The following is a 7,500-nucleotide window of genomic DNA, read 5'->3' as shown; positions in this document are numbered from 1 at the left end:
TTCAGTACGACGACGAATCACCACTACCTGATGGTCTAAATAGTACTGTAGACATTGCTTTAAGTTCAATACTTTTGGCTGTCCATCTACTAATGCAAGAGTATTAATACCAAAACTTGTTTGAAGAGATGTCTGCTTATATAAGTTATTTAATAAAACATTTGCATTTGCATCACGTCTTACTTCAATAACAATACGCATACCCGAACGGTCAGACTCATCTCGTAAGTCCGTAATTCCATCAATCTTCTTATCACGAGCTAGCTCGGCAATTTTTTCAATTAGCTTTGCTTTATTTACTTGGTATGGAAGTTCATGAACAATAATAGTTTGTTTACCATTGTTTTGTTCTTCAATTTCTACTTTTGCGCGAACAATAATAGAACCTTTCCCAGTTTCATAAGCTTTACGAATCCCGCTGCGGCCAAGAATTTGTCCTGCAGTTGGGAAATCCGGTCCTGGAATAATCTCCATTAACTCTGCAATTGTGATATCAGGGTCTTGACTTACAGCTAAAACGCCGTCAATGACTTCCCCTAACTGATGCGGAGGAATATTTGTCGCCATACCTACCGCAATTCCGGCTGAACCGTTTACAAGTAAATTTGGAAATCTAGCAGGTAATACAATTGGTTCACGTTCAGAACCGTCATAGTTATCTTGATAATCAATTGTATCTTTATTGATGTCACGTAACAGTTCCATCGAAACTTTTGACATTCTTGCTTCTGTATAACGCATAGCTGCTGCTGCATCTCCATCAACAGATCCAAAGTTTCCATGACCGTCAATTAGCATATAACGATAGCTAAAATCTTGTGCCATACGAACCATTGTTTCATATACAGCTGAGTCACCGTGTGGGTGATACTTACCAATTACTTCTCCTACGATACGAGCTGATTTTTTATATGGCTTATCCGATCCCATACCTAAATCATTCATTGCATATAAAATACGACGGTGCACGGGCTTAAGTCCGTCTCTTACATCTGGTAAAGCACGCGATACAATTACGCTCATTGCATAATCTAAAAAGGATGCGCGCATTTCTTGACTAATATTTACTTCTCTTATTTGAGAGTTTGGTTTATCTGACATCGATAAGAACCTCCTTCGCGAAGTTCAGTATAGTAATTCATATATATGTAAACGCAGGATAGAACCTATCTCTATCCTGACGTTTATATACCCTTTATAAAAAATATAAAGGGTATTACCGTTCATTTAAATATCGAGATTTTTTACGTACTGAGCATTTTCTTCAATGAAATTACGGCGCGGTTCTACTTTGTCGCCCATTAAAATTTCAAATGTCTCATCAGCTTCAATTGCGTCTTGCAAGTTCACCTGAAGAAGGGTACGGAATTCTGGATCCATTGTTGTTTCCCATAATTGTTCAGGATTCATCTCTCCTAGACCTTTGTAACGCTGAAGGTTTGGTTTTGCGCCTTCAGGGAAAGAAGCTAATACCTCTTCTAATTGACGATCGTTGTACGCGTACTCTACTTTTTTACCTTGTGAAACTTTGTAAAGCGGCGGCTGGGCAATGTACACATATCCGTGCTCAATAATCTGTCTCATATAGCGATAGAAGAACGTTAGAAGAAGCGTACGAATATGCGCACCATCTACGTCTGCATCTGTCATAATCACAATTTTATGGTAGCGGGCTTTCGAAATATCAAAATCGTCACCAATACCCGTTCCTAGAGCGGTAATGATTGTACGAATTTCGTTATTAGATAAAATTTTATCTAAACGCGCTTTCTCTACGTTGATAATTTTACCGCGCAAAGGCAAAATAGCTTGGAAATGGCGGCTTCTTCCCTGCTTAGCTGAACCTCCGGCAGAGTCACCCTCTACTACATAGAGTTCGCTAATAGAAGGATCTTTTGATGAACAATCTGCTAATTTACCCGGTAAGTTTGAAATTTCAAGCGCGCTTTTACGTCTTGTAAGCTCACGAGCTTTTTTAGCTGCCATTCTTGCTCTTGCAGCCATTAAACCTTTTTCAATTACCTTTTTCGCCACAATAGGGTTCTCTAGCAAGTAAGTTTCTAAGTGTTCTGCAAACACAGAGTCAGTAATTGTTCTTGCTTCACTATTTCCCAGCTTTGTTTTTGTTTGTCCTTCAAACTGCGGATCTGGGTGCTTAATAGAGATAATAGCTGTAATTCCTTCACGAACATCTTCACCCGTTAAATTGGCGTCACTATCTTTAAATACGCTGTTTTTACGTGCATAGTCGTTAATTACACGCGTTAACGCTGTTTTAAATCCTGCTTCGTGCGTTCCACCTTCATATGTGTGAATGTTGTTTGCGAAAGAATATAAATTACTTGTGTAGCTATCGTTATATTGAATAGCAATTTCTACAGAAATGTTGTCTCGATTACCTTCAATATAGATCGGCTCTTCGTGAATCACTTCTTTCGAACGGTTTAAGTGTTCAACGTAAGACTTAATTCCGCCTTCGTAATGGTATTCACGTCTTTTATCTTCTTCACGTTTGTCTTCAATCGTAATTTTAATGCCGCGGTTTAAGAAAGCTAACTCACGCAGACGATTAGCTAACGTATCAAAATCGTATTCAAGCGTTTCTGTAAAAATTTCACCGTCTGGATGGAATTGAATAACAGTACCTGTTTTATCTGTTTCTCCAACTACTTTTAAGTCAGCAGCCGGTACACCTCGTTCATATTTTTGATAATGAACTTTACCGTCACGATGTACGTGTACTTCCAAAGAGGTAGAAAGTGCGTTAACAACTGAGGCACCTACACCGTGTAATCCACCAGATACTTTATAGCCGCCGCCGCCAAATTTACCTCCGGCATGAAGAACCGTTAAGATAACTTCAACGGCAGGTCTGCCCATTTTTTCTTGAATACCAACTGGAATTCCACGACCGTTATCTTTGACTGTAATACTATTATCCTTTTCGATAATAACATTAATTTCATCGCAATAGCCGGCCAGCGCTTCATCAATACTATTATCTACAATTTCCCATACAAGATGATGTAAACCCTTTGCGCTCGTTGATCCAATATACATCCCCGGACGTTTACGAACAGCTTCTAATCCTTCTAATACTTGTATCTGATCAGCTTCATATGCTTGTACTTCTTTTTGTTCCATCGTCAAATGTATCACCTACACTTTTTTTTAACAGCAAACTGCTGTATTTATCATTTTGTATTATGTTTTTCGAATATTATGTGGAAATAATACGGAGCCTTTAATGTATTTGCCATTTGTTTACTTATGCACAAAATTTTCATAATCGAGGGTACGAGTTGAAATATATAGACTTAAAACTATAATGATATCATATTTCAGTTAGATTGCCTTGTGAAAAGTTTTTAGACAGATCAATTGCTATTTGACCTTTTGAATTTGGCCAGCTTCTACATGATATGTAGCGGCTTTTTCTAAGGTCTCGTGATGAATTCCTTCAATGCTCGTTGTCGTTACAAACGTCTGAACTTTTCCTTGAATGGTATTTAGCAAGTGTGATTGACGAAAATCATCTAATTCAGACAATACGTCATCTAAAAGCAAAATTGGATATTCACCTACTTCTTGATGAATTAACTCAATTTCAGCAAGCTTTAACGATAAAGCAGTCGTCCGCTGTTGCCCTTGTGAACCAAATGTTTGAACGTCTTTTTCATTAACGTAGAAAAGAAGATCATCACGGTGTGGTCCTGCTAAGGTGACACCTCTATCAATTTCTCTACTTTTTATTTTATCAAACTTTTGATGATATGCTTCTAACATTTTCGACAAATCTGCATCTTCTGATACATCAATTGAATTCTTATACTCAATTTTTAATGTTTCTAAGTCTCGACTGATCCCTTTATGAATAGGCTCTGCCCACTGTTGGAGTAACTGTAAAAACTCAAAACGTTTTTTTAAGATTTTCGCTGCCATTTCACTTAACTGTAACGTAAGTACGTCTAAAAGTGAAAGATCCGTTTGTTTTTTTGTCTGCAGCTGCTTCAAATATTGATTTCTTTGCTGCAAAATCTTTTGATACCTGCTTAAATCATGCATGTAAACAGGCGAAACTTGACCAATTTCCATATCGATAAATTTGCGCCTTACTTGCGGACTCCCTTTAACTAGGTTCAAATCCTCCGGAGCAAACATGACAGTGTTAATTGACCCTATATATTGACTGAGTTTTTTCTGCTCAATGTGATTATATTTTGCTTTTTTCCCTTTTGTTGAGATGACTAAATCCAGTGTAACGGGCCCTCTATGCTTTTCTACAATGCCCGATAGCTTTGCATACTCACAGTCCCATTTAATTAATTCTTTATCGTTGGACGTACGATGAGATTTAGCCATAGATAATACGAAGATCGATTCCATCACGTTTGTTTTACCCTGTGCGTTTTCACCCAAAATGACGTTTACTTTATTTTCAAAGGGAATCGTTGTCTTCGTATAGTTTCGGTAATTTGTTAAAGTAATTTCTTTAATATACAAACGTTTCACCAACTTTAAGTAATAACAACAAATGATCCTGCAGCCGGTATATCCACTTCGTCATTTGCATATAATTTACGTCCGCGGCGCTCTTCTAGCTCCCCGTTCACATATACTTCGTGCTCACTTAAAAACCATTTTACCATTCCACCTGTTTGAATGACGTCTGCTAGTTTTAAAAACTGGCCAAGCGTAATGTATTCAGTTGAAATTTTAACCTCTGTTTTCATGCGACTCTCTCACTTTCTAATGATGTATCTCTATTTTACTAAATAATTCTTCTTGAGAAAAGAAAGCTACTAGTACGGCATGCTAGTAGCTTTCTGAGATTTAATATGTTCGCACTGGTAAAATCAGCTGCAGCATTGAATCATCCTCTAATGTTCGAATGACAAATGGACGCATCGCACCAGTGAAGTTAATTTTGATATCTGTTCCTTCGAGCGCTTTTAATGCGTCTAACATATATTTTGCGCTAAAAGAAATTTTTAATTCTTCTCCTGAGATAGACTGGCTTTGTACCTCTTCAATTACTTTTCCGATTTCAGGAGAGTTAGAAGAAATTTCAACAATTCCTTCATCTAGCGTAGATAGTTTTACTACGTTGTTTCTTCCTTCACGAGCTAATAAAGAAGCACGGTCAATCGATTGTAAAAATTCTTTTACGTTCAATATAACATCCGTTTTACTATCGGCTGGGATCAATCTTGAAGTGTCAGGATAATTTCCGTCCAGTAATCTTGAGAAAAATAGTAAGTGTTTTGTTTTGAATAATACTTGATTTTCCGTGATAACGATGTCTACTAATTCATGAGAATCATCAAGGATCTTACTGAATTCACTTAAACTTTTACCTGGAATAACCACATTATACGTTGCTTCATTTCCAGTTTCAATGGTCGCTTTTCGCAAAGCTAGACGATGACTGTCAGTGGCAATACACGTTAATTCTTTGCCGTCGACTTTCCAGTTTACACCTGTCAAGATAGGTCGTGTTTCTGAGGTGGACACTGCAAAGACAGTTTGTCGAATCATGTTTTTTAATAAGTCTGTCGGTAATCTAAACATGTTGTTTTCTTCGATCTGTGGCAAATGAGGATACTCTTCTGCATCTAAACCATTTAAGTTAAATTCAGCTTTTCCTGAACGAATGATTGTTAAAAAGTTACTTTGGACGTCCAATTCTACGATGTCTTTAGGAAGCTTTTTGACGATTTCACTAAAGAAACGAGCTGGGAGAACAACGCTTCCTGGTTTTTGGATATCAACAATCTCTTTTCCTTCTTCCTCGTTTGGAATAAACGATTCAATAGAGATATCGGAATCACTTCCGGTTAAAGTAACACCTTCTTCAGTCGCTACAATTTTAATCCCTGTTAAAATTGGAATTGTTGTTCTAGAAGATACAGCTTTCATAACGTCTTGAACGCTTTGAACTAGGTAGTCTTTCTGTATGATAAATTTCATAATAATTAATCCTCCTTAAAAGTAGGTTTAAAAGCTTATTATTTATTATATTTTAAGATAGTAGTAGTAATAGGGGCTGTGGAAATGTGGATAACCCCTAAAAACGTGAGAACACAGCCTATCCACATGTGGACAGACTGTGTACAATCCTAACTCACTTATACACAAAATACAAGTAAAAAAAGCCTATATTTTTAGTGATTCACTTATTTCTTTAATTTGTTTTTGTAGGTCAGTATCTGTTTGAACAAGTTTTGAGATTTTTTCATGAGCATGGATGACCGTAGTATGGTCTCGCCCGCCAAACTCTTCTCCAATTTTAGGAAGCGAAAAATCCGTTAGTTCGCGAGAAAGGTACATGGCAATTTGTCGAGGAAACGCTACTGACTTTGTACGTTTCTTCGCTTTGAAATCATCTAATTTTATATTAAATTCTTGTCCAACAATCTGTTGGATATCTTGAATCGTAATAACCCTAGGTTTTGAACTAGGAATGATATCTTTTAATGCTTCTGCTGCTAAATCAGCGTTTATATCTTTATTAATTAGTGAAGAATAAGCTACTACGCGAATAAGTGCTCCTTCTAATTCTCTGATATTTGAATCAATCTGATTGGCGATATAAAGCATAACTTCATTTGGAATAACTAAGCCGTCCGCTTTTGCTTTTTTACGCAAAATAGCAATTCGTGTTTCCAAATCTGGTGGTGTGATGTCTGTAATAAGGCCCCATTCAAAGCGAGAACGAAGTCGATCTTCAAGTGTAGGAATTTCTTTCGGCGGTCGATCACTTGAGATGACAATCTGCTTGCTTTCTTCATGAAGCGTATTAAACGTATGGAAAAATTCCTCTTGTGTCTGCTCTTTACCCGCTAAGAATTGAATATCATCAATCAGTAAAACATCTACATTGCGGTATTTGTTGCGGAATTCTACTGCTTTATTGTCACGAATAGAGTTAATAAACTCATTTGTGAATTTTTCAGATGATAAGTACACGACTTTAGCGGCAGGATTATGATCTAACACATAGTGGCCTATTGCGTGCATTAAGTGTGTTTTACCTAATCCTACTCCCCCGTAAATAAAAAGCGGATTATACGCTTTAGCCGGCGCCTCTGCTACTGCTAAAGAAGCTGCATGGGCAAAACGATTCCCAGATCCGATAACAAATGTATCAAAGGTATACTTCGAATTTAGCATACTTTGAGGGAATTCTGCTCCTTCGTCTTTATTGACTTTCTTTTTAGGAGTTTGAATATCGAATTCTTCCTCGGCCTGGTTAGGAGGAATAATAAATTTCACATCTAACTCTTCCCCCGTAAGGTCGTAAAGTGTTTCAGCAATTAAATTAGAATACCTAGATTCTAACCAGTCCCGTGCAAAATCATTAGGCGCAGTAATAATGAGCGTGTCTCCTTGCAAAGCATGAGCTTTTGTCGATTTGAGCCAGGTTTCAAAACTAGGTTTGCTTAATTTTTTTTCAATTTGATCTAAAGCTCTGTTCCATAAATCATGAATGTTTTCCAA

The 7,500-nt window shown here is 37.1% G+C and carries 6 protein-coding genes (1 of these 6 only partly in view); all 6 read right to left on the bottom strand.

What is annotated here, in order from left to right; genetic code table 11:
• A protein-coding gene (gene gyrA, locus MKX72_RS00030) for a DNA gyrase subunit A (RefSeq protein ID WP_028411909.1) crosses the window boundary here: on the bottom strand, window positions 1-1,101 show its 5' portion. 1,410 nt of this gene lie to the left of the window's left edge; only the first 1,101 of its 2,511 coding nucleotides appear in the window; the start codon lies at window positions 1,099-1,101; its stop codon lies off the left edge, out of view.
• A gap of 126 nt (window positions 1,102-1,227) precedes the next feature.
• Entirely contained in the window at window positions 1,228-3,144 is a 1,917-nt protein-coding gene (gene gyrB, locus MKX72_RS00025) for a DNA topoisomerase (ATP-hydrolyzing) subunit B (protein ID WP_028411910.1), read from the bottom strand.
• A 240-nt stretch (window positions 3,145-3,384) separates the two neighbouring features.
• On the bottom strand, window positions 3,385-4,503 hold the full coding sequence (gene recF / locus MKX72_RS00020; RefSeq protein ID WP_013054823.1) for a DNA replication/repair protein RecF: 1,119 nt from the start codon (window positions 4,501-4,503) through the stop codon (window positions 3,385-3,387).
• Window positions 4,504-4,517: 14 nt separating this feature from the next.
• Window positions 4,518-4,733, bottom strand: a complete 216-nt coding sequence (gene yaaA, locus MKX72_RS00015) for a S4 domain-containing protein YaaA (protein WP_013054822.1) — start codon at window positions 4,731-4,733, stop codon at window positions 4,518-4,520.
• A gap of 100 nt (window positions 4,734-4,833) precedes the next feature.
• A complete protein-coding gene (gene dnaN, locus MKX72_RS00010; protein ID WP_049166323.1) occupies window positions 4,834-5,970 on the bottom strand; it encodes a DNA polymerase III subunit beta in 1,137 nt (378 codons plus the stop codon).
• A 186-nt stretch (window positions 5,971-6,156) separates the two neighbouring features.
• Entirely contained in the window at window positions 6,157-7,500 is a 1,344-nt protein-coding gene (gene dnaA / locus MKX72_RS00005) for a chromosomal replication initiator protein DnaA (protein ID WP_028411911.1), read from the bottom strand.

Source organism: Priestia sp. FSL R5-0597 (assembly GCF_038006305.1).
Lineage (GTDB): Bacteria > Bacillota > Bacilli > Bacillales > Bacillaceae_H > Priestia > Priestia zanthoxyli.
Note: the sequence above shows the minus strand (reverse complement) of the source record. Positions and strands in the feature narration are given on the sequence as shown.